General features: G+C 59.1%; 23 protein-coding genes. 10 read left to right on the top strand and 13 right to left on the bottom strand.

The annotated features are described in order from the left end of the window. The first annotated feature begins 4 nt into the window (after positions 1-4). On the top strand, positions 5-637 hold the full coding sequence (locus HHJ06_RS02450) for a DUF805 domain-containing protein (protein ID WP_215427252.1): 633 nt from the start codon (positions 5-7) through the stop codon (positions 635-637). Between the two features lie 360 nt (positions 638-997). Here the strand turns inward: HHJ06_RS02450 and gcvP are convergent, their stop codons facing one another. The 5 genes from gcvP to HHJ06_RS02425 form a co-directional block, all read right to left on the bottom strand. Then, a complete protein-coding gene (gcvP, locus tag HHJ06_RS02445) occupies positions 998-3,844 on the bottom strand; it encodes an aminomethyl-transferring glycine dehydrogenase (protein WP_215427249.1) in 2,847 nt (948 codons plus the stop codon). 96 nt (positions 3,845-3,940) lie between these two features. Further along, positions 3,941-4,321: a glycine cleavage system protein GcvH gene (gene gcvH / locus HHJ06_RS02440; protein ID WP_102711966.1), complete on the bottom strand. Its 381-nt coding sequence runs from the start codon at positions 4,319-4,321 to the stop codon at positions 3,941-3,943. A 70-nt stretch (positions 4,322-4,391) separates the two neighbouring features. Next, positions 4,392-5,477 carry a glycine cleavage system aminomethyltransferase GcvT gene (gcvT, locus tag HHJ06_RS02435; protein ID WP_215427247.1) on the bottom strand — a complete coding sequence of 362 codons (1,086 nt, stop codon included), beginning with the start codon at positions 5,475-5,477 and terminating at the stop codon, positions 4,392-4,394. Between the two features lie 75 nt (positions 5,478-5,552). Beyond that, positions 5,553-6,674 carry a redox-regulated ATPase YchF gene (gene ychF, locus HHJ06_RS02430; protein ID WP_215427245.1) on the bottom strand — a complete coding sequence of 374 codons (1,122 nt, stop codon included), beginning with the start codon at positions 6,672-6,674 and terminating at the stop codon, positions 5,553-5,555. 58 nt (positions 6,675-6,732) lie between these two features. After that, entirely contained in the window at positions 6,733-7,566 is an 834-nt protein-coding gene (locus HHJ06_RS02425) for a D-alanyl-D-alanine carboxypeptidase family protein (RefSeq protein ID WP_215427242.1), read from the bottom strand. Between the two features lie 632 nt (positions 7,567-8,198). Between HHJ06_RS02425 and HHJ06_RS02420 the strand changes: the two genes are divergently transcribed. Beyond that, the gene (locus HHJ06_RS02420; RefSeq protein WP_215427240.1) at positions 8,199-8,816 is read left to right on the top strand and encodes a hypothetical protein; all 618 of its coding nucleotides are present in this window, start codon (positions 8,199-8,201) and stop codon (positions 8,814-8,816) included. A gap of 68 nt (positions 8,817-8,884) precedes the next feature. Here HHJ06_RS02420 and dprA read toward each other — a convergent pair whose 3' ends face one another. The 3 genes from dprA to HHJ06_RS02405 are packed head-to-tail and all read right to left on the bottom strand — an operon-like array spanning position 8,885 to position 12,041. Next, positions 8,885-10,012: a DNA-processing protein DprA gene (gene dprA, locus HHJ06_RS02415; protein WP_215427238.1), complete on the bottom strand. Its 1,128-nt coding sequence runs from the start codon at positions 10,010-10,012 to the stop codon at positions 8,885-8,887. Next, a complete protein-coding gene (locus HHJ06_RS02410; RefSeq protein ID WP_215427236.1) occupies positions 10,009-11,121 on the bottom strand; it encodes a glycosyltransferase family 4 protein in 1,113 nt (370 codons plus the stop codon). Before HHJ06_RS02410 ends, dprA begins: the two co-directional genes overlap by 4 nt. Next, complete coding sequence (locus tag HHJ06_RS02405; RefSeq protein ID WP_215427234.1) at positions 11,118-12,041, bottom strand: mitochondrial fission ELM1 family protein; 924 nt, start codon at positions 12,039-12,041, stop codon at positions 11,118-11,120. Before HHJ06_RS02405 ends, HHJ06_RS02410 begins: the two co-directional genes overlap by 4 nt. Before the next feature lie 53 nt (positions 12,042-12,094). Between HHJ06_RS02405 and queG the strand changes: the two genes are divergently transcribed. The 7 genes from queG to HHJ06_RS02370 all read left to right on the top strand — a co-directional run bounded on the left by queG (position 12,095) and on the right by HHJ06_RS02370 (position 17,981). Beyond that, complete coding sequence (queG, locus tag HHJ06_RS02400) at positions 12,095-13,204, top strand: tRNA epoxyqueuosine(34) reductase QueG (protein ID WP_215427232.1); 1,110 nt, start codon at positions 12,095-12,097, stop codon at positions 13,202-13,204. A 118-nt stretch (positions 13,205-13,322) separates the two neighbouring features. After that, complete coding sequence (gene rpsM / locus HHJ06_RS02395) at positions 13,323-13,700, top strand: 30S ribosomal protein S13 (RefSeq protein ID WP_102711948.1); 378 nt, start codon at positions 13,323-13,325, stop codon at positions 13,698-13,700. Between the two features lie 34 nt (positions 13,701-13,734). Next, entirely contained in the window at positions 13,735-14,295 is a 561-nt protein-coding gene (rpsK, locus tag HHJ06_RS02390; RefSeq protein WP_343206589.1) for a 30S ribosomal protein S11, read from the top strand. Between the two features lie 32 nt (positions 14,296-14,327). After that, positions 14,328-14,939, top strand: a complete 612-nt coding sequence (rpsD, locus tag HHJ06_RS02385) for a 30S ribosomal protein S4 (protein WP_215427230.1) — start codon at positions 14,328-14,330, stop codon at positions 14,937-14,939. Positions 14,940-15,073: 134 nt separating this feature from the next. Further along, positions 15,074-15,841 (top strand): HAD family hydrolase, encoded by a 768-nt coding sequence (locus HHJ06_RS02380; RefSeq protein ID WP_215427228.1) that lies wholly within the window; start codon positions 15,074-15,076, stop codon positions 15,839-15,841. A gap of 149 nt (positions 15,842-15,990) precedes the next feature. Beyond that, complete coding sequence (locus HHJ06_RS02375; protein ID WP_343206588.1) at positions 15,991-16,881, top strand: hypothetical protein; 891 nt, start codon at positions 15,991-15,993, stop codon at positions 16,879-16,881. Between the two features lie 389 nt (positions 16,882-17,270). Continuing rightward, positions 17,271-17,981, top strand: coding sequence for a hypothetical protein (locus tag HHJ06_RS02370; protein ID WP_215427224.1), 711 nt, complete (start codon positions 17,271-17,273; stop codon positions 17,979-17,981). On the opposite strand, the gene HHJ06_RS02365 is transcribed toward HHJ06_RS02370, so the two are convergent. Further along, entirely contained in the window at positions 17,969-18,475 is a 507-nt protein-coding gene (locus tag HHJ06_RS02365; RefSeq protein WP_215427222.1) for a GNAT family N-acetyltransferase, read from the bottom strand. The genes HHJ06_RS02370 and HHJ06_RS02365 overlap by 13 nt on opposite strands. A 172-nt stretch (positions 18,476-18,647) precedes the next feature. Further along, positions 18,648-20,069 carry a pyruvate kinase gene (pyk, locus tag HHJ06_RS02360; protein WP_215427220.1) on the bottom strand — a complete coding sequence of 474 codons (1,422 nt, stop codon included), beginning with the start codon at positions 20,067-20,069 and terminating at the stop codon, positions 18,648-18,650. Between the two features lie 112 nt (positions 20,070-20,181). On the opposite strand from pyk, the gene HHJ06_RS02355 reads away from it, so the two are divergent. Next, complete coding sequence (locus HHJ06_RS02355; protein ID WP_215427218.1) at positions 20,182-21,426, top strand: competence/damage-inducible protein A; 1,245 nt, start codon at positions 20,182-20,184, stop codon at positions 21,424-21,426. Here the strand turns inward: HHJ06_RS02355 and HHJ06_RS02350 are convergent. The 3 genes from HHJ06_RS02350 to dnaB form a co-directional block, all read right to left on the bottom strand. Continuing rightward, positions 21,416-22,063, bottom strand: coding sequence for a methyltransferase family protein (locus HHJ06_RS02350; protein ID WP_215427216.1), 648 nt, complete (start codon positions 22,061-22,063; stop codon positions 21,416-21,418). The genes HHJ06_RS02355 and HHJ06_RS02350 overlap by 11 nt on opposite strands. A gap of 120 nt (positions 22,064-22,183) precedes the next feature. After that, complete coding sequence (locus HHJ06_RS02345) at positions 22,184-23,011, bottom strand: PEP-CTERM sorting domain-containing protein (protein ID WP_215427214.1); 828 nt, start codon at positions 23,009-23,011, stop codon at positions 22,184-22,186. 391 nt (positions 23,012-23,402) lie between these two features. Further along, positions 23,403-24,854: a replicative DNA helicase gene (dnaB, locus tag HHJ06_RS02340; RefSeq protein ID WP_215427212.1), complete on the bottom strand. Its 1,452-nt coding sequence runs from the start codon at positions 24,852-24,854 to the stop codon at positions 23,403-23,405. Positions 24,855-24,898 lie beyond the last annotated feature (44 nt).

The raw sequence follows: 24,898 nt of genomic DNA, 5'->3' as shown, positions 1-24,898 counted from the left end.
TCCGATGAGTGATCTTTACGAGTACCAGGCGATTGACGGTTCCTCCAAGGGCCCCGTTCCCCTGGTGCTTCTGATTCAGGCCCGCAACCATGGACGCCTGTCCAACCGCACCCTGGTGAGGAAGCTTCCCGGCGGGGGCTGGCAGCCGCTGGCTTCCTTCATTCCCTCCATGACCGTCATGGATGACGATGGAGAGGCGTTTGAGATGCCGGGGCCCGGAGAGGAGTTCACGAGCGCCGTGCCTGTCTGGACCAGGAAGAAGTACTGGATGCGCATCATCAAGGCGTGGTGCAGTTTTAAAGGCCGTGCCGGAAAGGGGGAGATGCACGAGGTTTATGCCAGCGTGGGTATCGCATGGCTGGCAGCCGCCGGGTTTCCCTCTCTCGTGAAAAGCGGCTTTTTCTCTTCCCTCTCTCCATGGGTGGATCTGTTGTCTCCCGTGTTTTACGTGGTTCTTATCGTACTGTCTCTTCCCATGGCGGCCACCATGGTACGGCGCCTGCATGATGTGGGGAGGAGCGGCCTGTGCCTGGTGTGGCTGGCAGTACCCGTCCTGGGGTGGTGGCTGCTGTGGTATTTACGCTACGGGGAGAGCCAGCTGGGAGAGAATCAATATGGTGATCCTCCCTGGAATTGAAGGATCCGCAGGGCTGCCGCCGGGGATTCACAGTATTTGCACTCCGTTACCGCCATGATCAGGATAAACAGACTTTTACTGGTGTGGATTCTTGCTCAAGGGATCACCACCGGATTTTCCCAGACTGAGTTTTCCACTTGCAACCAGATTGGGGCGGTCAGGACGGAGGGACCACCCATAGTGGGATTAGGTGAGAAGGGAAAACTGCATGAGTTGATTAACCGGCGTTTCCTTGCTGTCATCCGGCAATTCACGGATGACTGATCGTACGCCTGTGACGCATACGTTCCGGCTTCCGGGAATGAAAAGGGCTGCTCCATTCATATGGAACAGCCCTTTCCGGGTTAAGGTTGCGGAAGGTTAAGCTTCCACGGCTTTGGCAAATTCCTCCACCGTGTCACAGGTGCAGACCAGGTTGCGGTCTCCGTACACATTGTCCACGCGACCGACGTACGGCCAGAATTTGTGGATGCACAGGCCGGATACAGGGTAGGCCGCTTCACTGCGAGAGTAGGGGTGCCGCCATTCGTCGGCAGAGACCATTTCCGCGGTATGGGGCGAATTTTTCAGGACGTTGTCTTCCTTGTCCGCCGTGCCGTTGATGACGGCCATGATTTCCGCATGGATGCGCTCCATGGCTTCAATGAAGCGGTCCAGCTCCTCCTTGGGTTCGGATTCCGTGGGTTCCACCATCAGGGTTCCCGGGACGGGGAAGGACATGGTGGGGCCGTGGAAGCCGTAGTCCATGAGACGCTTGGCGATGTCATCCACGGTAAGGCCGGCGTCATGGGTGAGCTGGCGCGGGTCCAGAATGCATTCATGCGCCACGAGTCCCTTGTTGCCGGAGTAGAGGACCGGGAAGAGGTGGCCGAGCTTTCTGGCGATGTAGTTGGCGTTCAGGATGGCCATTTCCGTCGCTTCCTTGAGGCCTTCCGGGCCCATCATGGACAGGTACATCCAGCAGATGGCGGCGATGGAGGCGCTGCCCCATGGCGCGGAGGCTACGGCTCCTTCTTCATGCCCCAGCGTGAGGTGGCCCGGCAGGAAGGGCACGAGGTGTTCCGCTACGCCGATGGGGCCGATGCCGGGACCGCCGCCGCCGTGAGGCATGGCAAAGGTCTTGTGCAGGTTCAGGTGGCAGACGTCGGCGCCGATGCGGCCGGGACAGGTCAGCCCCACCTGGGCGTTCATGTTGGCGCCGTCCATGTATACCTGGCCGCCGTTGGCATGGATGATGTCACAGAGTTCCCTGATGGTCTGTTCATACACCCCGTGTGTGGAGGGGTAAGTGACCATGATGCAGGAGAGGTTGTCCCGGTGGGCTTCCGCCTGGGTTTTCAGGTCTTCCATGTCAATATTGCCGCCTTCGTCGCATTTGACGGGTACCACCTTGAGTCCGGCCATGGCGGAGGAAGCGGGGTTCGTTCCGTGGGCGGAGGTGGGGATGAGGCACACGTCCCGGTGGCCTTCTCCGGCGTGTTTCTGGTAACGGCGGATGGCCAGCAGGCCCGCGTATTCCCCTGCCGCGCCCGCATTGGGCTGGAGGGAAACGGCGGCGAAGCATGTGATTTTCGCCAGGCGGTCAGCCAGGACGGTGAGCATTTCCCGGATGCCTTCCGACTGGTCTGCCGGAACAAAGGGGTGCAGGGAGCTGGTTTCCGGCCACGTGATGGGGATCATCTCGGAGGCGGCGTTCAGCTTCATCGTGCAGGAGCCCAACGGGATCATGGCCTCATTCAGGGCCAGGTCACGGGATTCCAGACGGTGGATGTAGCGCATCATTTCCGTCTCGGAGTGGTAGGAGTTGAAAGCCGTTTCCGTGCAGAAGGGGGTTTGACGCGTATGGACGGGAGCCCATGCGGGGGCTTCGCAGCAGCAGGCGACGGAGGTTTCCGCTCCGGTGAGGGCGGAGGCCAGTGCCGCCACGTCTGCGCAGGTGGCGGTTTCATCTAGGGAGATGGTCACGTGGTCGGCGTCCACCTTGCGGATGTTGTAGCCCGCTTCCAGGGCCTTCCGGACCATGGCGTCCGCCTGTCCGGGGACCGTCAGCAGCAGGGTGTCAAAGAAGTCCCTGCTTTCAATGGTGATTCCGGCGTCTGTCAGGGCTTTGTACAGGCTTTCCGTTTTCCGGTGGATTTCCGTGCCGATGCGCTTGAGGCCTTCCTGCCCGTGGTATACGGCGTAGAAGGCAGCCAGCACGGCCAGAAGCACCTGGGCGGTGCAGATGTTGGAGGTGGCCTTGTCACGGCGGATATGCTGTTCCCGCGTTTGCAGGGCCAGGCGGTAGGCCGGGCGTCCCTGGGTGTCTATGGACATGCCGATGAGGCGGCCGGGCATGCGGCGCTTCAGGGCATCCGTGCAGGACATGTAGGCGGCGTGGGGGCCTCCGAAGCCCATCGGAACGCCGAATCGCTGCGTGTTGCCGATGCAGATGTCAGCGCCGAAGGCGCCGGGTTCCCGGATGACGGTGAGGGCCATGAGATCCGCCGCTACGACGCAGAGCGCGCCTGCGGCGTGCACGCGGGAAAAAAAGTCCGTGTAGTCGCAGATGCGGCCGAGCGTGTCCGGATATTGGACAAGCACCCCGGCCAGGTCCGCGCCGACGGATGCGGGGTCAAAGGTGGTCCAGTCCCCCACCAGGATGTTGACGCCCTGGAAGGCGGCGCGGGTGCGGATGACGCTGATGGTTTGGGGATGGCAGGTGTCCGCCACAAAGAAGGTGTTTGCCTTGGGCCGGGCATTCCGGCACATGGTGACGGCTTCCGCCGCCGCGGTGCCTTCATCCAGCAGGGAGGCGTTTGCCACCGGAAGCCCCGTCAGGGAGGAAACCATGGTCTGGAAGTTCATGAGCATTTCCAGGCGCCCCTGGGCAATTTCCGGCTGATAGGGGGTGTAGGCCGTGTACCAGCCGGGATTTTCCAGAACATTGCGCAGGATGACGGACGGCGTGATGGTGCCGTAGTACCCCTGGCCGATGAAGGTTTTCAGCAGTTTGTTTTTCCGGAGGATGGAACGGAGTTCCGCCAGGGCGTCCGTTTCCGATTTGGCTGCGGGCAGGTCCAGGGGCGCCTGCATCCGGATGTCTGCGGGAACGATGTCCGCAATGAGTTCGTCAAGCGTCTGGTACCCGAGGGCGTTGAGCATCTCGCGGCGTTCTTCCCCCTGGGGACCGATGTGCCGGCTGGCAAAGTCTGAGTTGGTTTTCATGTGGTGTCTGGCAGGTATGCACCCGGCCGCGGAGGGCCGGGTTAAATCAAAAATGCCCCGGGATGGAATCACCGGGGCGGGGGAGGGAGGAATGGGTCAGGAGCAGTATTCCTCGTAGTCCGTGGCGTTCATCATGTCTTCCGTTTCCGTGGGAACGTCCAGGCGGATTTTGTACAGCCAGCCTGCGCCGTAGGGATCGGAGTTGATGAGGGAAGGATCATTGGAGAGCTCTTCATTCACTTCCAGAATCTCACCGGAGACGGGAGTGTATACGTCGCTGGCGGCCTTGACGGATTCCACAACGGCGACGGGGTCGCCGGCGGCAACGGTGGCGCCTACTTCGGGAAGGTCTACAAAGACTACATCGGAGAGTTCGGCCTGAGCATGGTCTGAAATACCGATGGTGCCGATGTCTCCGTCAATTTCAACCCATTCATGGTCTTTGGAATACAGCAGGTTTTCTGGTACGTCGTGCATAAGATGTAATTGTTTGAGATGAGAGTGTAGTAAAATACGGTGTTTGTCAGTTTATTTCTGCGCAGTAGTGTCAGCCTTTCTTATAAAAGGGTTTTTTTACTACCACGGCGGGGAATTTTCTTCCCCTTACGTCAATTTCCAGCTCCGTGCCGACCTTGGCATGGGCGACAGGCAGGTAGGCCAGGGCAATGCCCTTCATCAGTGAAGGAGAGAGCACGCCGCTGGTAAGTTCTCCGATGGCTTCTCCTCCGGGAACGTGAACAGCGTAGTGGGCGCGGGGGGGGGCTCCCTTGCCGGTGTATTCAATGGCCACCAGGCGCTTGCTGAGGCCATTGGCTTTTTGTTCACGAAGAATGCCGGCGCCGATGAAGTCCGTATCCAGCGCGCAGAAGAAGCCGAGCCCGGCTTCCAGGGGCGTCTTGTCCGGGGCGAGGTCGGAACCGTTCAGGGGGTAGCACATTTCCAGGCGCAGGCTGTCGCGCGCACCCAGGCCGCAGGGCTTGGCTCCTGCGTCAAGAAAGGCTTCAAACCATTGGACGCCTTCTCCGGCCGGGCAGAAGAATTCAAAGCCGTCTTCCCCGGTATAGCCGGTGCGGCAGACGATAAGGTCCGTTCCGTCCACCGTGATGCGGGAGATGCCGTTGCGGGGGGGAAGTTCCACGCCGGGAATGACGCGGGAGAAGACTTCTCCGCATTTGGGACCCTGGACGGCCAGGCCCACGTACTCGTCGGAATGGTTTTCCAGGATCACCTCCGCGGGCTTGTGGGCGGAGAGCCACGCAAAGTCTTCATCAATCTTGGAGGCGTTCACCACCACGAAGAAGGTTTCCGGCTCCATCCGGTACAGGATGAGGTCATCAATGACGCCCGCCTGCTCATTGAGCATGATGGAGTATTGCCCCTGGCCGATGTCCAGCTTGTTGATGTCATTGGTCAGCATGGAGTTCAGCCATGCCGCCGCGGCGGGACCGGCCACGGTGAACTGTCCCATGTGGGAGATGTCAAAGATGCCGCAGGCTTCGCGCACGGCTTTGTGTTCGTCCAGGATGCCGGTGTATTGAACCGGCATGTTCCAGCCGGCGAAGGGGACCATTCTGGCACCCAGTTCAACGTGCTTGGCGGCCAAAGGTGTGGATTTGACGTCGGAATCAGTCATGAGGCGATGTGAAGGTTATGAGCAATCTGCTCTCTGCATGATGAAAAGTCAATGGAATTCCGGGAAAGCTTTGGGCTAAACATTGAAGCGGAATTCGACCACGTCCCCGTCCTTGACGACGTATTCCTTTCCTTCAATGCGCAGCTTGCCGTGTTCCCTGGCCCCGGACTTGCCGCCGCAGGCTACCAGGTCGTCGTAATGCACCACTTCCGCGGCGATGAAGCCGCGTTCAAAGTCCGTGTGGATGACGCCCGCCGCCTGGGGGGCCTTGGCCCCGGCCGGGATCGTCCAGGCGCGCGTTTCCTTGACGCCGGTGGTGAGGTACGTGCGCAGTCCCAGCAAATGGTACACGGCGCGGATGAGGTCGGAAACGCCGGAGTCCTGCACGCCGAGTGATTCCAGGAATTCATGGGCTTCCTCCTCCGAGACGTCGATAAGTTCTTCTTCAATCCTGGCGGAGATGACGATGGCTTCCGCGTTGTGGTGTTCCGCCACGTATTTTTTCACCTGGGAGACGTAGGGGTGCGCGTCCGGGTTGTTGATGGCGTCCGCCAGTTCGTCTTCATTCACGTTGCAGGCGAAAATGCTTTTTTTGCCGGAAAGGAGCTGGAAGGTCTGGAGAAGCTTGCGTTCGTCGTCATCCAGCTGCGCTTCAAAGGTGAGGGCCGGATTGCCTTCGTTCAGGTGGGGAAGCAGCTTGGTGATGAGGGCTACTTCCGCCTTGGCCTCCTTGTCCCCGCTGCGGGCCTTGCGTTCCCGGGAGGAGAGCCTCTTGTCCATGGTGGCGATGTCCGCCAGGATGAGTTCCGAGTTGATGATTTCAATGTCGCGCAGGGGATCCACGGAGCCGAGTTCGTGGATGATGTCGTCATTGTCAAAGCAGCGCACCACCTGCACGATGGCATCCACTTCACGGATGTTCGCCAGGAACTGGTTGCCCAGCCCCGCGCCTTCCGAGGCGCCCTTCACGAGGCCGGCAATGTCTACAAATTCAATGAGTGTGGGAATGATCTTTTCAGAGCCGGACATGTTGGAAAGCACTTGCAGGCGCGCGTCCGGCACGGTCACCATGCCCACGTTCGGGTCAATGGTGCAGAAGGGGTAATTGGCCGCCTGGGCCTTGCGGGTCCTGGTGACCGCATTGAAGAGAGTGGATTTGCCGACGTTGGGGAGACCTACAATACCTGCCTGTAACATAGGCAGGACTGATAGCGGGTCACGCTGTGAAAGTCAAATACCAATTGCCGCCGGGTGCTTATGCGGCGTCACCCAGGGCCCATTTGAGCAGGTTTTCCGATTCCGTCCAGATGCGGGACGGATGGCAGCCGAGGACCACGACGATGACATGGCGCCCATTGAAGCCGGCGGAGGATACCAGGCAGCGCCCTGCGGCGTTTGTGTAACCTGTTTTCATGCCGGTGACCCAGGGGTGCTGGGAGAGCAGTTTGTTGGTATTTCTCAGGAGAAGCGTCTTGCCGTTGGCGCGGGTAAAGGCGTACTGGCGTTTGCAGATGATGCTGCGAAGTTCCGGATTGCGGTAGACGTAATAGGCGCAGCGGGCCATGTCAATGGCGGTGGAGTACTGGTCTGCGGGAAGGCCGTTGGGGTTGACGAAGCGGGAATTGTACATGCCCATCTGGCGGGCCTTGGCGTTCATCAACTGGGCAAAACGCGGGACGGAACCGGCCGTGTCGCGGGCCAGGGCCACCGCTACATCATTGAAACTGCGTACCATCAGGGCATTGAGCAGTTCCCGGCGTGAATAGACTTCTCCGGCGCGGAAGCCCAGCTTGGTGGGGTCCGCCTTGGTATCGGAAGGCTGGATGACCACTTTGCTGTCCAGGCTGCCGTGCTCCAGTACGACCATGGCCGTTACCAGTTTCTGGGTGCTGGCTACCTGGCGGTGCTGGAGGCCGTTGTGGGAAAAAAGCACTTTTCCGGTGAGGGCATCCATCACGCAGGCGCTGGCGCAGCGCGGTGTGCGCGGGGCGCGGGGCGGGATGGCCACGGGGCGCGTGGGGAAATTGGCGGGGCGGGGAAGAGCGTGGGCGACAGGCTGGGAAAGCTGTGGGGGGACAGGCGTTGCCAAGGGAATGTAATCACTTGAATCCCCATACGATTGGCAGCTCGTTGAGCTCAGGCAAAGGGTGAATCCTGCGAGAAGGGCGAACAAACGCATGTCTTGTTGCTACAGTAAGAAGTTTCATTCATCAAGCCCAAACTCCGCATTTGAAAGGAGGATTGGGCAAAAAAAGGCCGCGGGTTGTTTGATCCGCGGCCTTTTCTCTCTATTAACTACCTATGGAACCAAAAACCACCCTGGACGGATTTTGAGTTACTTTTCCCACCCGTCGGATAGATCTTGTAAAGGATAAGACTTTCTCCCGTGAAAAGGCGTTCAAAATATGTCCGGGAACAGTAATTTTTTCAGGAAGCATTCCGATGTTTTATTATTTATATTTGAATATAAATATGTTATATGTATTTTGGCTCTTTGGGGAATAAAAGAGTACGGAAGGGCGCGGCTTCTTTTGTTCCTGGTCTTTTTATTTCTGGAATAATAATTGTTAGGGATAGGCAGGGAGGCTGTTTTGCGATGTTTAAGGGTGTTTGTTTTGCGTCAGGAACCGAATGTTTTCCGTGCCGGAAAGAGCCTGGAACCAAAGAAAAAAGTCATTGCGGAACATGGGTGATTATGATTGTTTACCATAAATTCGCTTCATGATGAAAGTTTCTGTCTTACTCCTGTCTCTGGTGGCTGCCTGTGTGGCCGGCGCTGAAATTCTCCCGTTCAGTACGCCGTGTTTTGATACCAGGAGATGCGCAGACAAGGCCAAGTCTTCCTTGTCCATGGAGCAGAAGGAAACGTGCGTGGGGGTAAAGCTGGCGGACGGGAAAGAGAGCATGGATATCATGATTCCCTTCCGGGACAAGAATAATTACAGTAACCTGGCTGTCTTTGAGAAGGCGTTCGCCAAGGAGAACATTGCCAAGAAGCTTGATATCCTGAAGAAGGCGGAGCCCAGGCTGGTCAAGACCATCATCCGGGGCAAGGAAGTGAAATGCCCGGTGGTGCCACTGGTTTCCCCTCTCAAGGGGGAGGATGGCCTGATGCTGGCGCTTTTCCTGGCGTCCTATGAGAAGATAGATTTCAAGGCGCAGCAGGAGGGGCGTTTCCAGAAGAAAAGGAATCCGGATGACATCAAATTTGTGTACGGAGTGATTTTTGAAGTTTCCGACCCTGTGTCCAAGAAGAAGGTGGCCTCCCCGATCAAGTGGGAGCAGGCGGAGACGGTATCCGCCTGGATTGACGCCGTGCGCAAGGAGGTCAAGCAGTAGGGGAACCTTACGGTTTTCAGGCTATTTAAACGCGGGCCGCCTCCGGAGGGGGATGGCCCGCGTGTTGTTTAGCGTTCCTTGCGGTTGATGGAAAAGTAGCCCCCTGCGTCCGGCGTGATTTGCCCTGTAATTTGCATTCTGGCCAGCAGCGGAGTGATGGCGCATGCCGGGTCCCCCAGGGAGGCGCAGAGGGTGTCAATGGTATTGAAGCCCAGCCTTATGGCATGGAGGACTTTCTCTTCCTCCGGTGTGGGAGGGGCCGGACGTGTAGCGGGGGAAGGCGGGTGCGGGGAGAAAAGGGGCAGGCCCTGTTCCGGAACGGTCCATTTCATGTCATGCAGGATGTCGCAGGCGTTGGAGGCCAGCGTGGCGCCGTCCCGGATGAGGGCATGGCAGCCGTCGGAAGAATGGCGGTCCACTGGGCCGGGAATGCAGAAGACGTCCCGCCCCTGTTCGCCTGCCATCCGTGCCGTGATCAGGGCTCCGCTGCGTCCGGAGGCCTCCACCACCAGCGTGGCCCGGCTCCAGCCGCTCACGATGCGGTTGCGCATGGGAAAGGTGGTGCGGGAGGGGGGCGTATCCATGGGGAATTCGGAAACTACCGCTCCATGGCCTTCCGCGATGCGCCGTGCCAGGTTCCCGTTTTCCCGGGGATAGAGCCTGTTGAGGCCTGCTCCAATGACGGCGATGGTGCGGCCCCCTGCATCCAGGGCGCCCAAATGGGCCTCCGTATCCACGCCGCGCGCCAGGCCGGAGATGACGGTTACTTCGGCTTCCGCCAGGTCATGAGAGATGGTTTTGGCGCATAGCCTGCCGTAGTGGGTAGCCATCCGGGAGCCTACAACGGCAATGGAACGCTCCGAGTCCTTGCCGGCCCAGGCTCCCCATGAGTAAAGGACAATGGGAGCGTCCGGAAGGGCGCGAAGGGCGGAGGGATAGGCGGCGTCAAAGACCGTGGTGACCGCGGCTCCCGCTTTGTCCGCCAGTTCCAGTTCCCGGTATGGATTGACCATGCTGCGCCAGGAGGAAATGAGGCGAGCCAGTTGCGGCCCAATCCCGGGAATTCCCTCCAGCATGGAGGCGGGGGCCTCCAGAATCAGTTCAGGAGATGCGAATACCTGCATGAGGCGCATGACCCTGACAGGGCCCAGCCCCGGGATCAGGTTCAGGGCGATGGCGGCTTCCTGCGGCGTCATGAATGGGGTGCCAGTTCCTTGTAAACGTCAAGATGACCCTGAATCATATCCTCTATATTATAAGGGGAGGGGATTTGCCGGGGCAGGGGCGGGGGCTGGGCATGCCACCGGGCCAGCAGGCCGGCCATGGCGGAGGCGTCCCCCACGCTGATGTTCCCTTCCGGCAGAAAGGCGTCCAGTTGTTCCTTGACGCCGCCGTGGGCGTATCCGGCTACGGGTTTTCCCAGGGCGAGGGCTTCCAGGGTTGATTTGCCGAAGGCCTCCGGGCTCTGGGTCAGGGAAAGGGTGGCGGAGCAGGCGGAAATGATGTCCCGGAGGTCCTGGCGGTGTCCCGTCCACGTAAAGGCATGGGAGACGCCGGCACGCTCAATTTCCCGGAGAACCTCGTTTTTATACTCTTCCTTTCCCTTTTTGGTTTCTCCCACGATGACGGCGTGGGCCGGGATCCCCTGTTCCAGAAGTTTTCTGATGATGGGAATCAGGTCCAGCTGGCCTTTCAGACGCGTGATGCGGCCCGGCAGGCAGAGGGTAAATTTTCCTTTGAGTTCCGGATAAGCCATGTACCAGCCCGTGAGCCATTCGCGGGAGGGGGAGTAGCCCGGATAGTGCTGCTCCGGAGAAATGGCGTTGGGGATGATTCTGATACGGTCCTCAGGAGTGGACGGGTAGTGAGTGAGAATATAGTCCCGGATGCAGTTGGAAACGGCAATCACCCGTTCCCCGCGGCTCATGATGGCGGAATACCTGTTGACGGAGTAGAAACCGTGCACGCTGGTGACGAGGCCGGGGCGGTCTTCCGGCGGCAGTTTTTTCCACGCCAGGTACCCTACCCATGCGGGAACGCGGGAATGGAGATGCAGGATGTCCGGCCTGATGGCCTGGAGCAGGGCGCGGAGTGCGCCGATGCGGAAGAAGGTGGCGAGGCTTTTTTTGCCGATGGGCATCAGGATGTGGCGGGAGTCTTCCTTTTCCAGTTGGGGAACCAGGCGGCCGCCTGCGGAGACGACGATGTTTTCCACGCCCCGCGCGGCGAGGCCGCTGCCCAGTTCCATGACGACTTGTTCCACGCCTCCGGATTCCATGGAGGGGACGAGATGCACTATTTTCATAAGGCGCGGTATTGGGGGAAGAATCTGGTGAGGATGTAGTCTGCGGCGCGGTCCGCCTCCAGGAGGGGGGCGCCGGGCGTTGCCAGGCGGAAGCCGTTCTTTTTCCATTCCCGGTATCCGGTGACCAGGCCCTCCTTTTCCAGCATTTCCAGACCGGACAGGATGCGGGATTTACGTTTGCCGCTGCGGCGCGGAACAGCCAGGACGCCTACGGGGGCGCCTGCGCCCAGCGCTTCATACACCATGGAGACGCTATCTTGGCTGACCCAGGTGGCGGAGGCGTGCGCCAGATGCCGCGCCACCCAGCCCGGCTGCGTTTCCTCCACGGGAACGACGGTGATTTCAGGAACGGCCGTCTGGATTTTTTCCGCAAAGCCCTCCGGCGTCCGGCGCGAGGTGGTCAGCACGATGTTGCCCGGCGTCCGGATGCTGATGTCTGAAAGCTGGTTGAGCATAGCTTCGTCATCCCAGTCAAAATCCTTGCTTGGCCCTCCGATGAGGATCAGCGTAATGTCCTTCGGGATGGAAGGGTCCGGCCTCATGGGGTGAAGCGCTCCCCGGGTGGGGAAGATGCCCGTGTCCGTATAGTCGCGTCCGGGGCGCAGGTCATGGCGCGGAATGAGGCAGAGGTCAAAAAAGGTGCAGGGAAGCGTGGGTTTCATGCACAGGACGGCCCGTGTCTTGAAATGGTGGCGGGCGCAGATGAGCGGGATGTGCGTGCCGTGCCCGGCGGAGATGAACAGGTCCGGCCGCGGCGTGTCGCTGCCGGAGACGGCTTTCCGGATTTTCCCCAGGAGGGAAAGGCCTTGCAGGTCCACCGTTTCCACGGTGCCCCCCGCCTTGGCGATCAGGGCCTGGGCCAGCCCCAGGGACTGGTTGAGGTGACCCTGTTTCCCATCGCTCAGAATCCGGATGTTCATATAGGTTTATTATGAGACGGAGGAAGTGTGCAGGCAATCCAATTTCCACCGGGATGAAGAAAATTCTTGGTGGAAGGGGCGCTCTTGTCCATGATGCGGGGGTGCTGACGCCGGATTCCGCCGTGATTAAAGATTCCCTGTGCGCCGTATCCCGGTTGCTGGGGTTTTCCGGCTGCCGCGTGGTCCGGGCCGGAAAGAGCCCTCACGCGGAAAAATTATTCCAGTGGCTGGAACGCGGGTGGCATGCGGGAATGGAATGGATGGCGCGCTCCCCGGAAAGGCGGGCGGACCCCTCGGAAGTGCTTCCCGGCTGCCGTTCCGTCATTTGCCTGTCCTATGATTACGACAGCCCCCGGGGGCGGCCGGAGGGGCAGGGAAGCATCTGCCTGTACGCGCACGGAAAGGATTACCACGGCATCCTGGAAGAGAAGCTGGCGGATTTGCTGGAACTGCTTTCCATTTACGGCGGAGAGCACAAAGGGTATGTGGACGCGGGCCCGGTCATGGAACGGGACCATGCGGAGGCTTGCGGAGTGGGGTGGCGCGGGAGAAGCGGCCTCATCGTGCGCAGGAAGGGCGGCTCCCGTTTTTTTATCGCCACCGTGCTGACCACGCTGGAACTGGAGCCGGACGCTCCGGTCTCCCACGGGTGCGGAAGCTGCCGCCGCTGCGCGGATCTGTGTCCTGCGGGCGCGATTATGGAAAACGGGCTGGTGGATGCCGGGAGGTGCCTTTCCTACTGGACGATCGAACATCGGGGTTCCATTCCGGAGGAAATGCGCCCTCTGATAGGCTCGCGCCTGTACGGATGCGACACCTGCGTGACGGTCTGCCCCTGGAACGGAAAGCCCCTGCCGGATGCGGATGAACGGTTCCGCATGTCCCGCCGCCTGGCCTCCATACCCTTGCGCGATCTGCTTTCCCTGGATGCCGATGGTTTTGCGGCCCTGTTCCGGAATTCCCCCCTGAAAAGAATCAAAAGGGAGGGACTGCTGCGCAACGGATGCATTGTGCTGGGGAATACCGGGACGCCGGAGGACATTGATTTTTTAAAGGCGCTTTCCGGGGAGTCTCCCATGGTGGCGGAACACGCCTCCTGGGCCGTGGAGCGCATCCTCCGCCGCCATGGGCCGGGCGCAGGATCAAGCGGTGCAAGAGATTAAAAATAGAAAAAATGACGTTTTGCTCTTGTCAAAACCTCAATTTATGGTATCCATCTTGCCCCAAGCAATAGCTCTGCGCGAGGCAGAGAAAAATAACAGCTAGCAAATCCAATCCATTATGGCACGCCTTTTCGGTACAGAAATACCCAACGAGAAGCGCATCGAGGCTTCCCTTCCGTACATTTACGGGATCGGTAGCTCGACTTCTAAGAGAATCCTGGAACAAGCAGGCATCAATCCCGACATCCGCACGGGACAGCTTACCGACGAACAACTCACGAAGATTGTTCAAGTGATCACCACCGACGGCATCCTGATTGAAGGTGACCTTCGTCGTGAAAAGCAATCCATTCTCAAGCGTCTGACTTCCATCAACTGCTATCGCGGTCAGCGCCACCGCCGCGGCCTTCCGGTCCGTGGACAGCGTACCCGCACGAATGCCCGCACCCGTAAAGGCAAGAAGAAGACTGTTGGCGCGCAGGCCAAGAAGAAGTAATCCGCCAACCTGAATTTTACTATATAGCTTTACTATGGCTAGCGAAGAAATCACCAACGAAACCGCTGAACAGCCCGTGGAAACGGCAGCTCCCGCTCCCGCCCCGGTTGCTGAAGCTCCGGCCGCCGCTGCTTCCGCTCCTGAAGAAACCCCCAAGAAGCCTGAACCCCGCAAGGACATTTTTGCGGAACTGGGTCTTGGCGGCGATGACGACAAGCCCAAAATCCTGAAGGCCAAGGGCAGCAAGAACGTTTCCTCCGGCGTGGTTCATGTTTCCTCCACGTTCAACAACACCGTCGTGACCGTGACCGACCAGCGCGGCAACGTGATCGGCTGGTCCTCCGCCGGCAAGATGGGCTTCAAGGGCTCCCGCAAGAGCACGGCTTACGCCGGCCAGGTGGTTTGCCAGGACGCTTGCCGCCAGGCCATGGGCCATGGCCTGCGTGAAGTTGAAGTGCGCGTGAAGGGACCGGGCTCCGGTCGTGAATCCGCCGTGCGTGCCGTGCAGACGATTGGCATTGAAATCACCTCCATCAAGGATGTGACCCCCATTCCCCACAACGGCTGCCGTCCTCCGAAGGCCCGCCGCGTCTAATTGAATCCTTTTACCTATAGATCTAATATATCATGGCTCGTTATACCGGTCCCCGCGATAAAGTGTCCCGCCGTTTCGGCGTTGCTCTTTTCGGTTCCACCAAGGCTCTTGAAAAGCGCCCCTTCCCCCCCGGCCAGCATGGCATGCGCGCCGGCCGCAAGAAGAAGTCTGACTACGGCGTGATGCTTGCAGAAAAGCAGAAGCTGCGTTTCCAGTACGGTGTGCTTGAAGGCCAGTTCCGCAAGTACTATGCAGAAGCCGCCCGCCGCCGTGGCATTACCGGCGACATCCTGCTTCAGCTCCTTGAACTCCGTCTGGACAATGTTGTGTACCGCCTCGGCTTCAGCAACACCCGCGCCGGAGCCCGCCAGCTTGTTTCCCACGGCCATATCACCGTGAACGGCAAGAAGACGAACGTTGCTTCCTACTCCTGCCGCCCCGGCGACGTGATCGCCGTTGGAGGCAAGGCCTCCTCCCAGCAGCTTGCCACCCGTTCCCTTGACCTGACCCAGGCCACGGTGGTTCCGGACTGGCTGGAATGCGACCGTGACAAGCTCACGGGCAAGGTTGCCCGCGTACCTTCCAAGGAAGAGATTGCTCCCATCGTCAACGAGCAGCTCATCGTGGAATTCTACTCCCGTTAATCTTATCTCCTTCTGGATTTGCTTCAAAACCCCGGTTGCCTTTTGGCGGCCGGGGTTTTGGGCGTTTAAGGGGAGAGTTGAGAGTTGAGAGTTGAGAGTTGAGAGTTGAGAGTTGAGAGTATAGGATGGGCGGCATGACGGATGATTTGAACGGGAGGGGCGTGGCCCTCTTTGATATGGACGGAACGCTGCTGCCGTGGGATACGCAGTATGTTTTTTCCTGTTTCGTGGTAAGACGCCATCCATGGCGTCGCCTGCTGGTATTGCTTTTCCTGGCCTGTATCCCCCTTTACATCCTGGGAATATGGGATGAGAACCGGATGAAGAGGGCTTACCTCATTTACCTGTGGGGGCTGCCCGGGGAAACGGTAGCGCAGTATGGAAGGGAATTCGGGCTTCTGGCGCAGGAATGGATTTATCCTGAATTGAAGGAACGGCTGCAAGAACATCAGAGGAATGGAGACCTGTGCCTCATGGTTTCCGCCTCCCCCTCGTTTTATGCGGAACCCCTGGGGGATTTGCTGGGCTTTCACGGCGTTCTGGGAACGGATGTCCTGCTGGAGCGCCGCATGCCGGCGATGCCGGAACTGCCTAACGGCAACAACAAGGGATATGTCAAGGTGGAGCGTTTGCGTGCGCAGGGCGTTCTGCCGGAACGCGGTGTGCTGCAAAACGCCGCCGCCTACAGTGACAGTTCCGCGGATATGCCCATGCTGCTTTCCTGCGGGCGGCGCGTGCTGGTGAATCCGTCTCCTTCCCTGAAGGGGGACGCCCGGCTGGCCGGGGCGGAATGCCTTTATCCTCCCACACCATGGAATGGGAAGTGTGACAAGATATGGAAAATCTTTCTTTTTGTCATCGGGATGAATAATATAAGTGCTTGTAATAAAGGTGATAACTAAACATGCGGGAGAAAAGGCTTTACTTTTGTGACGGAAATGTTTCACTTTCCTTAACAAGGGGGAAAAAGGCATTTTTCTTTCCTTGTTAGCAAATCAACAATTAATACCCTAACCAAGTAATAGTCATGCAAACCAAGAACATCATCACTGTGGCAGCAGCTGTGGCATCTTTTGCCGGCGCTGCCTTTGCGGGTACTCCCGTTACGGTTGTTACCCCCACTCCGGTGCCGACTGTCAATCCGTGGTCCGGCGATATCTATGCCGGTTACGCTTCCAATTACACCAGCCGCGGCATCGTGGCTTCCCACGCTTTGGTGGGAGGGGATAGTGTTATCCCTGCCGGTGTAAATCTGAATTACAAGCTGAGCGACGCCAACTCCATTGTCGGCGCTGCTTCCTATACCTCCCTGACCTCCGGTCACGAGCTGCTTGGCAACAAGGATATTGCGTTCCACAATGAAACCAATTTCAACCTTGGCTGGAAAAACCAGGACGGCCTGCTGAAGAATCTGTCCACCACCCTTGGCTGGAATCTGATTCATGGAGGCCTGCTCGGCAACTTTGCCAAGTATGACTACAGCAACGTTCTTGCCAATGGCGCCGTTGGCCAGCGTCACGCTCATTCCGTAGCTCAGGAATTCTATCTGAACCTGAACTATGACCTGTGCAACAGCTGGTTCGCCGGTGTGACCACGAGCTATGGCTTCCAGGGCATGACCGGATGGTGGTTCCAGCCGTATGTTGGCTGGAAGGCTACCATCTGCCCCGCCACGGATATCGTGATCACTGGTGGCATGTCTGCTACCGCCGGTTACTTTGACAGCAAGTCCGCTTTCATGTCCAATGGCGCTCAGGCCTGGTGGGTGAAGGCTGAATTGCCGATCAAGCTGGGCGTGCAGAACCTGGCCGTCGTTCCCTTCATCAGCTGCAACTGGGCCGGCAGCGGCGCTCTGAAGGCTAATAAGGGTGTGGACGCTGGTTCCAAGCCTTACAAGAACTTCGGCGTGGTGGCTGGTGCCAACCTCGTTTATTCCTTCTAAGCCATCCGGCTTACGATTGAGTCATGTTTCAGGAGCGGCGGAGTAATCCGCCGCTCTTTTTGTTCTGCGTTCAGGTTCCCGCAAGGAAGGATACAGGCAAATCCTGTAGGTATTCCGGCGTTGCAGTCCGGTTCGGCCCTGTTTATTTCTTCCGGGGTGAATGGCTCTTAGCTGGATGAAGTTCCTGATGCGGAGAATAATGTTCCCGCTTCTTTTTTTGCTTGTTGCCAGCGGGAGCATTTTTATTCAGAATGTTGCAGCACCGTAGTTCCGAGTTTATGCATTTTCCCTTTTTTTCTGCTCTTGGGGCGGTTCTGGCCGTTTCCGTTTCAATTTCCCTGGCGGAGTCACGCATTCCGGATACGCCTTCCGATCCTCCCTTGAGACCCGTGAGCGGCAGTTTGAAGGCGGGCTATTCCACCAACTACGAGTTCCGCGGCTTGATTCCCGGAGGGTGCAATCCAACGGTCCCCGTGCGCCTGGACTGGAGGAGCGACCTGAATGACCGGTATTCCCTGATTCTGGCTATGAGGGAGGAAATATTCCTGGGCCATCCGGCGGTAGACATGGAGAATGAAACGGTGGCCGACCTCGGGATCCAGCGGAAGTTTGGAAAAGCCACTTACGCCGCGTTATCCCTGCGCATGATTGACGGCGGGATGGCGGGGTTTGCTGCCGAACGCCTGTTCGGCAACGGCGGGACGACGTATGAGTCAGCTCTGATTCTGCGCCATGACCTGGGCTTCCTGCCCGGTTTTTATGCGCAGGGCAGCGCGGCTTATTCCTTTTACGGCATCACGGGATGGTGGTTTGACATGTGCACGGGATCGGATTTCCGGATGACGGAGAATCTTTACATGGGGTTCAAGTTCGGCGCGGTGCTGAGTGCCTCCTACTGGCCTTCCAGCGGCAATGGCTGGCAGTCCCTGTACGTCCGGGTGACGGCGAATTACCGTTTGTTCGGGAACGTTTTTGTGGAGCCGTTTGTAGGGCTTCACTGGCTTGGCAAGGGCGCCCACGGGGTGAACCGGGTATACGGAAGAACGCTGGTGAAAGGCAATAGCTGGGTGACGGGAGTCAGCCTGGTTTATTCCTTCTGAGCAGGAGGGGGCAGGGACAGCTCCGCACGCATGCGGATCATGTCAATGCACTGCACGCCGTTGTCCCACACGGGTTCCGGATAGCTCTCCGTAAAGTGGTTTTTGATGACGCCTGCCGTCTGGAAACCGCAGCTTTCATACAGGGCCATGGGGCCGGGGGAGGCATCGGACGTCCCCAGTTCCGCGTAACGGGCTCCCTTGTCCCTGATGACGTTCAGAGCGTGCAGCACCAGCGCGGTTCCGCAGCCCTGCCTTCTATATTCAGGGGAGACGGAGCAGTTCATGATTTCCCAGGTGTCATCCGCCGTGGGGCGGATGACGACGGCTCCGGCGAGAGTGCCGCGGTCCCGTGCAACGTATAGTTCGCCGTGGGCCAGGTGGTCCGCCACCTGGCGTTCATCCGGATCAGCATCCAGCAGAAGTTCCATCAGGGGAGCAGGAAGGGGCCACGCGGCTGGTTCCTGTACCACGCGGAAGCGGGGAGATGTTTTCATCAAAGGGGCAGTTGGATGGAATTCGCAGGGAGAGGTAGTTCCGGATGTTTCCCGGCAGGGGACCATGGGAAGGCGGGAAGGGGGACAATTTCCACGGTCAGTGGAAATCCTTCAGGGAATGCCGCAGGCTTCTGCGGCTCCTGAAGGGACAGGAAGGCCAAGACCTTTCTTCTTATTCCGCACGCATGAAGATGATGGAGTCCGCTAGCAGTTCCCCCTGGAGGCTGTCCCCCTGGATGACGACGGGCTGCCCGGAGATGATCAGCCCTTTTTCCTTCAGCAGGTCCAGTGCGGTGGAGATCATGCGCGCGGGATCTTTCAGGAAGGGGGATTCAAAGGCGGTGACGTCGCGGGCCAGCGCCAGTTGACGGACGACGACGGGATCATTGCTGAATGCGAAGATAGCCGCCCGTTCCGGTCTGAGAACGGCTGCCTGCGTGGCGGCCAGGCCGCGGCGGGTAAAGATGACCATGCAGGCGTTTTCCACGGAGTCCGCCAGGGAGATGGCCGCCTTGGTGGCTTTCTGGCGGTCCCCGCTCAGGATGGCGGACGCGGCAAAGTTGAGATTGCCGGAACGTTCCATGCGGTGGGCGATGGAGTCCAGCACTTCCACGCAGCGCACGGGATAATTGCCCACGGAGGTTTCGCCGGAGAGCATGACGGCGTCCGCCTGTTCAAAGATGGCGTTGGATACGTCCGTTACTTCCGCACGGGTGGGAGTGGGCTGGGTGATCATGGATTCCAGCATGTGGGTGGCTACGATGCAGCGGCGCCCCAGCCTGTGGCAGTGGCGGATGATGCGGCGCTGGATGATCGGAAGTTCTTCAATGCTGACTTCAATGCCCAGGTCGCCGCGCGCGACCATGATGACGTCTGCGGCCAGAATGATGTCGTCAATGTGGCGGATGGCCTGCTGGTCTTCTATTTTGGCGACAATTTGGGCCCTTCCGCCCAGGGTGTCAATGTGTTCCCGGAGCTGGGCGATGTGGGCGGCATCCCGGACGAAGGACATGGCTACGTAGTCCGTCTCGCATTCCACGGCTACGGCCAGGTCCGCCAGGTCTTTTTCCGTAAGGGCCGGAAGGCGCAGCGCCACGCCGGGGAGGTTGATGTGGCGGCGGGAGCCGAAAACGCCTTCCGTAAGCACCTTGCAGATGAGCCTGTCCGGGCGCACTTCCTCAATGCGCATGAGGATGCCGCCGTTGTCCACCACCATGGTGTGTCCCACCTGGACGTCCTGCAGGAGCCCGTCATAGTTCACTGTGGTGGAGAAGGGAATTTCCGGCTTGGCGGTGCTCAGGCGGATTTCCAGCGTATCCCCCTTTTTCAGGTGATAGGGTTCAGCCAGGTCGCCGGTGCGGATGGAGGGGCCCTGGAGGTCAAAGAGGATGGCTACGTTCGCCTGAAGTTCAGCGGCTTTCCGGCGGATGCGGAAGACGACTTCCCGGACCCAGTCGTGTTTGGAGTGGCTCATGTTGAGCCGGAAGACGTTGGCTCCGGCTTCAATAAGCTGGCCCAGCATGTCGGAAGTGTCTGTTGCTGGTCCAATGGTGCAGATGATTTTGGTGGCGCGGGGCCGGGAAGGTGTACTCATAGTCTTTGTCAGTGCCCATACTGTATCCCAAGGCGCATTCAAATGAAGTTTTTTGTAGTACATGGCAGGATTGTTGCATGTCACGGGGCGGGTGGGGGAGCATACTGGCGGCATGAATCAGATCAGGGTTGAATTGATCAACACCGGTACGGAGATTTTGCTGGGGAGCGTTGTGAATACGAATGCCGCCTGGCTGGGCAACAGGCTGTTTGAAGCAGGGTTCCGCGTGGAGAGGCAGACGGTGGTTCCCGACGGTTATGCCATTAATGAGGCCATGAGGGAGAGCGCCCGGCGCGCGGACATCGTGATCGTGAGCGGCGGCCTGGGACCGACGAGCGACGATGTGACCCGGGAGGCCCTGTGCGACGTGTGCGGCGTGGACATGCACCGTGACGAGCATGTGGCGGAAGGGCTGAAGAGCTATTTTGAACGCAGGGGGATTTCCATTGCGGAGTGCAATTTCAAGCAGGCCATGGTTCCGGACGGAGCCGCGGTGCTGGAGAATGCCAACGGCACGGCTCCCGGCCTGGTGATGCCTGCCGGCGGCTCCCTCCCCATGTTTATTTTATTGCCCGGGCCTCCGGGGGAGTTAAGGCCGATGGTGGAGCATTCCGTGATGCCCATGCTGGAAGATTTGGCGGAGAAGGATATTCCCCATTTGCGCGTTTTCCGCTTGGTGGGCATTGGAGAGAGCGATCTTCAGGAGCTGGTGGATGGTTCCCTGCACCAGGTGCCGGGGCTGGAGGTGGCGTATTGCGCGCGCATCGGAGAAGTGGACGTGCGCCTGGTGGGTGATGAGGCGGCTTTGAAGCAGGGGGAGGCGCGCCTGCGCATCCTGGCCGGGGCGTATGTGCTGACGCCCGCGGGGGCTTCCCTGGAGAAGGCCGTCGTGCTCCATCTGGCTGCCCAGGGGTTGAAGGTGGCCACGGCGGAGAGCTGTACCGGCGGCCTGATTGCCAAGAGGATTACGGACGTGCCGGGGTCCTCCGGGGTTTTTGAATTCGGCTGGGTGACTTATGCCGACCGGGCGAAGGAAAAGATGCTGGGCGTGCCGGAGAAAGTTTTGAAACTCCATGGGGCGGTGAGCGAACCCGTGGTGAAAGCGATGGCGGAGGGCGCCCTGGACCGTTCCGGGGCGGATGTGGCTGTGGCCGTTAGCGGCATTGCGGGGCCGGGGGGCGGCACGCCGGAAAAACCCGTGGGCACCGTCTGGCTTGCCTGGGCTTTCCGGGGGGGAGAAACGCGGACGGAGATGATGCTTTATCCGCGGGACCGCGATTCCTTCCGGCAGATGGTTTCCCAGAAGGCCCTGGCCGGACTGCTGGACGCCAGAAGAAGGGAGACGGTCACGGAATGAGGAACCACACGGGGAGTATTCCCGCCTCATGCAGGCCGCTGATGAATTCAAAGATGCCGATGAACCAGATGAACCACAGGGCGTCCACGATGTTGTGCGTGAACGTCGCGGGATTGACGGAATAGGTGGCGGGGGGCGGTTTTAACCGTGAGAGGGAGGGAATGAAGGAAGGTACGTTCCGGCAGTAGTTCCGGTAAGCGTCTCCAAACAGGGAGATGAGCCGTTCCTGTTCCTTTTTAATGACGGAGGGGTAATAGATTCCGAAGGCCAGCGCCGTCAGCAGCGGGATGGTGAAGGTTTCCGTGGCGCAGGCCACGCCTATGCCGCCGATGAAGCTGAAGAAGTACAGAGGATTGCGGCACATGGAGTACGGGCCTTCAATGACCAGGACGTTGTTTTTATACCCTGCAATGTACAGGGAGCACCAGATGCGGCCGAAAGCGCCTATGCCGGCCATGAAGCAGGCCAGCAGCATGAGGCTTTCTTCAATGAGCGGGGACATTTCCCAGCGGGATTCCCCGAAGAGGAGGGCGCAGCCGATGGCGAGACCGAAGAAAAGGGAGATGAGCGTGCGGAGACGTTCGTTGAGTGATTTGGCGCGGGCTTCCATGATGCTGAAGGAATGTGACGGAAGCATCCTACGGCACCGGAAAATGGCGTGAAGATATTTTCTGTGACGTTTCCGTCACACGGGCATGCAAAAAGGGCCGTGCGCCTTGACGCACAGCCCTTGTAGAAGTAAGGGAGGATTAAGAAATCAGGCGCGCCTGCGGCGCAGCATCAGCGCAGCCAGCCCCAGCAGGCTGAGCGTGGCCGTGGCGGGTTCCGGAACGGCGCCTCCCACCACGTATTGCACCTTGATGGTGTTTCCATCCTTGTAAACGTAGTACTGGCCCTGGTAGTCAGCGGCGTCTCCTTCCATCTTGGCGGAGGCTTTGGTCAGGGAACTGCCGTCCTCTGCCAGGAATTCCCCCAGGGAAATGTCCCCTCCCTCAAAGCCGGCGGAATTGACCAGCGTGCGCGTGACGAACTGGAATTCTCCCACGGTCAGGTCTGCGGACGTGGTGGCCAGCAGCCCGGAGACGGAAAAGCTGGACGCACCCCAGATTTTCTGGTTGACGTTCATGATACCCCCAATACCGAAGACAAGCCGCGCGCCGTCGCCGCCGGAATCAATGCCGCAAACGGTGAGGTTGAGGGCTCCGTCAAGGGTGATGTCACTGCTTTTGAAGTCCACTTGTCCAAGGTTGAGGATGGAACCGGAGCCAACCGTCACATTCCCCATGTAGCGGGTGCCGCCGACGGTAACGTTGCTGTTGCCCGTAACGGTGATGCCGCCGCCGTCGGAGGTGTCCACCATGGAGCCGTTGACGTTCACGGTTCCAGAATTGTTGAAGATGACATCCGGGCCCTGGCCGTTGCCGCGGCTGGGAACGCCGTTGCTCCAGTTGTCCGCGTTGCCCAGTTCATAGGTGTTTCCTTCCGTAGGACCGGCTCCGCCTGTCCATTCCGTAACCATGCTGGCGGCATTGGCACAAACACACAATCCGCAAAGCATGGCGGCGATAGATAAGGTTTTTTTCATATTAAAACAGAAATAACTTGATCAATAAGCCCAGAAGAGACGCTGGCGCTACCATGAAGCTACCGGATTTACAATCCGTCACGGGCTGAAACCGGAAAAATGTCCATCTCTTCGCCAAGGGGGCCGCGTACCTATGCGGCAATGGAAATACATGCGTCCGTCAGGACGTACCGGCTTCCAGAAAAGAGAGTTTGCTAATGCTCCCTTTCAAATTCAGATGCCGCAGAGGCCTTCGGCATTCCTCGCCGAAGTCCGGCAACCCGGACGGTTTCCCATTTCATATAAACGGCTCCCCATAGGTAAAGGGGCGCCGTCGCAAGTTATTTTCCCTAAGAATCACAGCTTGACTCCGGATTGTAAATCCGCAGAAACCGGAAGTGAGTGAGGGGGGCTATTCGTTTTCCTGGTCGTGCTCGTCCGCTTCGCGCGTGGAGAAGCGCATGAGTTCCGCTTCAAAGTGAAGCGGAACGTCCCCCGTGGGGCCGTTGCGGTTTTTAGCCAGGTGAAGGTTGGCTCGTCCGGCCATCTGCTGGCGTTTTTCTTCATCTTCCGCATAGTAGGCGGAGCGGTAGAGCAGGCCGATCATGTCCGCGTCTTGTTCAATGGAGCCGGATTCACGAAGGTCGGAGATGCGGGGCACGCCCAGGCTGGCTCCCGTACGGCTTTCCGGGCCGCGGTTGAGCTGGGCCAGGACGATGACGGGTACCTTGAGTTCCTTGGCCAGGGCCTTGAGCCCGGCGGAGATTTCCGCAACTTCTCGTTCACGGCTGTTGGCGGCCTGTTTGGAATGGGAGCGCATGAGCTGGAGGTAGTCCACGCCGATGGCTGCCAGGCCCCCCTGGTCCCGCATGACGCGGCGGGCCTTGGCCCGGAGCTCGTTGATGGAAATGGCCGCCGTATCATCAATGACAAGCTGGGAGGCCCCCACTTCCTTGACCGCCTGCTTGAAGTGCTTCATTTCCAGCTGGGTAAGGTTTCCTCTCTTGATGATTTCCCGGCTGCGGACCCCGGAGCGGGCGAAAAGAAGGCGCTCCACGATCTGGACGGCGGGCATTTCACAGGAGAAGAGCAGCGTGGGCTTTTTCTCATTCAGTGAGATATGCTCCACGATGTTGAGCAGGAAGGAGGTTTTGCCCATGGAGGGGCGGGCGGCGATGATGAACATGTCTCCCGGCTTGAGGCCGTTGCTCTTTTTGTCCAGTTCTTCAAATCCGGTGGTCAGGCCCTGGATTTGCCCCTTGCTGGCAATGAATTTTTCAAAGTTGGTGACGGCTTGCTTGAGGATGTTCGCCAGGCTTTGTTCGTCCTTGGCGCTGTTGTACCGCTCCCGTATCTGGAAGATGTGCGTTTCCACGGAGTCCAGCAGTTCCGCTACGTCATCCGGATTGTCAAAGGCTTGCGTGGTGGACTGGGTGGCGATGTCAATGATGGAGCGGAGGATGAATTTGTCCTTCAGTACGTTGAGGTAGTGTTCAAAGTACGCTCCAGTGGTGGTGAAGGTGTAGATTTCCGCCAGTCCCGCGCTTCCGCCCACAGCTTCCAGCTGGTGCATGTCTTCCAGAGCCTGGGTGATGGAGACGATGTCAATGGGTTCGTTTTTATTGTAGCGCCCCTGGAAGAGGCGCCACAGCAGCTTGTGAGCGGGCAGGTAGAAGTAGTCTTCCGTCATGCCGATGGTGACGCACTGCCCTACGTAGGTGGCGGGGTCCATGGCCATGAGGGCCAGCACGCCCTTTTCCGGACCGGGGGCCTGCGGAATGTCCCGTAGGTCCAGGGCCGGGGCTTTGCGGGGGGCCTTGGTCAGTTCCAGTGGGGAGGAGGATAGGGTGTCCGTAGTGTCCATGATGCGGCGGCGGGATGGGTGGCATCCGGCGGGAAAGGAATAGC

The sequence above is a fragment of the Akkermansia muciniphila genome (assembly GCF_018709685.1).
GTDB classification, from domain to species: Bacteria; Verrucomicrobiota; Verrucomicrobiia; order Verrucomicrobiales; family Akkermansiaceae; genus Akkermansia; species Akkermansia muciniphila_E.
Note: the sequence above shows the minus strand (reverse complement) of the source record. Positions and strands in the feature narration are given on the sequence as shown.

Excerpts from the sequence above, each read along its gene's own strand:
- ychF (WP_215427245.1), bottom strand. The coding sequence starts at position 6,674 with ATGTTACAGGCAGGTATTGTAGGTCTCCCCAACGTCGGCAAATCCACT.
- HHJ06_RS02410 (WP_215427236.1), bottom strand. The coding sequence starts at position 11,121 with ATGAAAATAGTGCATCTCGTCCCCTCCATGGAATCCGGAGGCGTGGAA.
- HHJ06_RS02345 (WP_215427214.1), bottom strand. The coding sequence starts at position 23,011 with ATGAAAAAAACCTTATCTATCGCCGCCATGCTTTGCGGATTGTGTGTT.
- rpsD (WP_215427230.1), top strand. The coding sequence starts at position 14,328 with ATGGCTCGTTATACCGGTCCCCGCGATAAAGTGTCCCGCCGTTTCGGC.
- rpsK (WP_343206589.1), top strand. The coding sequence starts at position 13,735 with ATGGCTAGCGAAGAAATCACCAACGAAACCGCTGAACAGCCCGTGGAA.
- dprA (WP_215427238.1), bottom strand. The coding sequence starts at position 10,012 with ATGACGCCGCAGGAAGCCGCCATCGCCCTGAACCTGATCCCGGGGCTG.
- HHJ06_RS02380 (WP_215427228.1), top strand. The coding sequence starts at position 15,074 with ATGACGGATGATTTGAACGGGAGGGGCGTGGCCCTCTTTGATATGGAC.
- queG (WP_215427232.1), top strand. The coding sequence starts at position 12,095 with ATGAAGAAAATTCTTGGTGGAAGGGGCGCTCTTGTCCATGATGCGGGG.
- gcvT (WP_215427247.1), bottom strand. The coding sequence starts at position 5,477 with ATGACTGATTCCGACGTCAAATCCACACCTTTGGCCGCCAAGCACGTT.
- rpsM (WP_102711948.1), top strand. The coding sequence starts at position 13,323 with ATGGCACGCCTTTTCGGTACAGAAATACCCAACGAGAAGCGCATCGAG.
- HHJ06_RS02365 (WP_215427222.1), bottom strand. The coding sequence starts at position 18,475 with ATGAAAACATCTCCCCGCTTCCGCGTGGTACAGGAACCAGCCGCGTGG.
- dnaB (WP_215427212.1), bottom strand. The coding sequence starts at position 24,854 with ATGGACACTACGGACACCCTATCCTCCTCCCCACTGGAACTGACCAAG.
- HHJ06_RS02405 (WP_215427234.1), bottom strand. The coding sequence starts at position 12,041 with ATGAACATCCGGATTCTGAGCGATGGGAAACAGGGTCACCTCAACCAG.
- HHJ06_RS02450 (WP_215427252.1), top strand. The coding sequence starts at position 5 with ATGAGTGATCTTTACGAGTACCAGGCGATTGACGGTTCCTCCAAGGGC.
- HHJ06_RS02355 (WP_215427218.1), top strand. The coding sequence starts at position 20,182 with ATGAATCAGATCAGGGTTGAATTGATCAACACCGGTACGGAGATTTTG.
- gcvP (WP_215427249.1), bottom strand. The coding sequence starts at position 3,844 with ATGAAAACCAACTCAGACTTTGCCAGCCGGCACATCGGTCCCCAGGGG.
- HHJ06_RS02420 (WP_215427240.1), top strand. The coding sequence starts at position 8,199 with ATGATGAAAGTTTCTGTCTTACTCCTGTCTCTGGTGGCTGCCTGTGTG.
- gcvH (WP_102711966.1), bottom strand. The coding sequence starts at position 4,321 with ATGCACGACGTACCAGAAAACCTGCTGTATTCCAAAGACCATGAATGG.
- pyk (WP_215427220.1), bottom strand. The coding sequence starts at position 20,069 with ATGAGTACACCTTCCCGGCCCCGCGCCACCAAAATCATCTGCACCATT.
- HHJ06_RS02350 (WP_215427216.1), bottom strand. The coding sequence starts at position 22,063 with ATGCTTCCGTCACATTCCTTCAGCATCATGGAAGCCCGCGCCAAATCA.